This window comes from Vibrio sp. Vb0598 (assembly GCF_033338935.1).
Lineage (GTDB): Bacteria > Pseudomonadota > Gammaproteobacteria > Enterobacterales > Vibrionaceae > Vibrio > Vibrio alginolyticus.
In genome coordinates this window covers 1-1374 of sequence record NZ_JAWOTP010000123.1, presented here as the reverse complement: position 1 = coordinate 1374, position 1374 = coordinate 1, and the positions used below count along the sequence as shown (strand labels likewise).

General features: G+C 48.0%; 2 pseudogenes. One reads left to right on the top strand and one right to left on the bottom strand.

Features of this window, described 5'->3' with window-relative positions:
- Positions 1–556, bottom strand: a pseudogene (gene vopN, locus R7Q38_RS23430) (SctW family type III secretion system gatekeeper subunit VopN); the annotation flags it as partial.
- Between the two features lie 186 nt (positions 557–742).
- On the opposite strand from vopN, the pseudogene vscN reads away from it, so the two are divergent.
- Positions 743–1374: pseudogene (vscN, locus tag R7Q38_RS23425) on the top strand (SctN family type III secretion system ATPase VscN); the annotation flags it as partial.

Sequence of the window (1374 nt, the reverse complement as noted above, 5' to 3'; positions counted from 1 at the left end):
CGAAATGAGAAACACGGATTTCGGTGTCGATTTGCGACCAAGAATCCGGGTTCTGCTCGATTTTCAAGATCGCTTGGTCAATCAGCGCCAATAAGTGTTTACTTTCCGGATTGGCCGATAAGTATTTCTTCACCGCTTTTAGAGCTAAGTATTGGTGGCTTTTCTCTTCCGAAAACCCATTCAAATACGCTTGAAGCTGAGCGATGGTCGAAATGTTGCCACCCGCCATTTTGGCCGCAAGATCTTTGATTTTTTGGTTTTTCTCTAGATCAGGTACCTTTCTGAGGTAATCAGAAACCAGCTCGTGTGCTTCGTTAACGCGAACGCCACCGTCTTTTATTTTGCGTTTGGTGAGATCTTTTTCTGCTTTTTCGGAGCCAAGTGATGTGAGCTCTTCCATCGCGTCAAAAAGCGATTGAGTGGCGTTGTGCACGCGCACTGTCTCACCTCGATAACTGCCTTTTACGGCGCTGTCTGCACGAGACGATTCCAATCCATTTCGGACCGATGCATCAAACTTGGTGTTGGTTGCTATCTGACTATTGATAATGCTCATTCACTTGCACTCCTTTCGTACAATACAAGCGAATTATATGAAGTGCGTTTTTATCAGGCTGTCAAAATCAGACGTGTTTTTTTAGGGCGTTTTCAGTTTTCTAAAAACTCCCGACCAATATTCACTATAAATACCACCCCATCCTTTCTATTCTCCCAGCATCAATCATTGCGCATATTTTTTACATTGAACGATTTCTCATACATCACCGATATTCAGCAATCTGCGATCAAACAAACGCGTTTGATCCAAATTCGCGGACGCGTTACTCAAGTAACCGGCACCATCATCAAGGCTGTGGTGCCGGGCGTACGCGTTGGAGAGTTGTGTGAGCTGCGCAATCCCGACCAAACCTTATCGTTGTTGGCTGAAGTCGTCGGCTTTCAACAACATCACGCGCTGCTTACCCCACTTGGCAACATGTTTGGCATTTCATCCAATACCGAGGTGAGCCCGATGGGGAAAATGCACGAAGTCGGTGTTGGCGATCACTTACTGGGTAAAATCCTCGATGGACTGGGCCGCCCTTTCGATGGTGCACAAAGCCAAGAGCCAAGTGCTTGGTATCCCGTTTATCGTGATGCCCCGCCACCGATGCAGCGTAAATTGATCGAAAAACCAATTTCGCTTGGCGTTCGCTCCATAGATGGTTTGCTCACCTGCGGCGAAGGCCAACGTATGGGCATTTTCGCGGCGGCTGGCGGCGGTAAAAGTACCTTGCTGGCGAAGCTGATTCGCTCTGCGGACGTAGACGTAACCGTTCTGGCTCTAATTGGCGAACGTGGGCGAGAAGTGCGAGAGTTCATCGAACACGACTT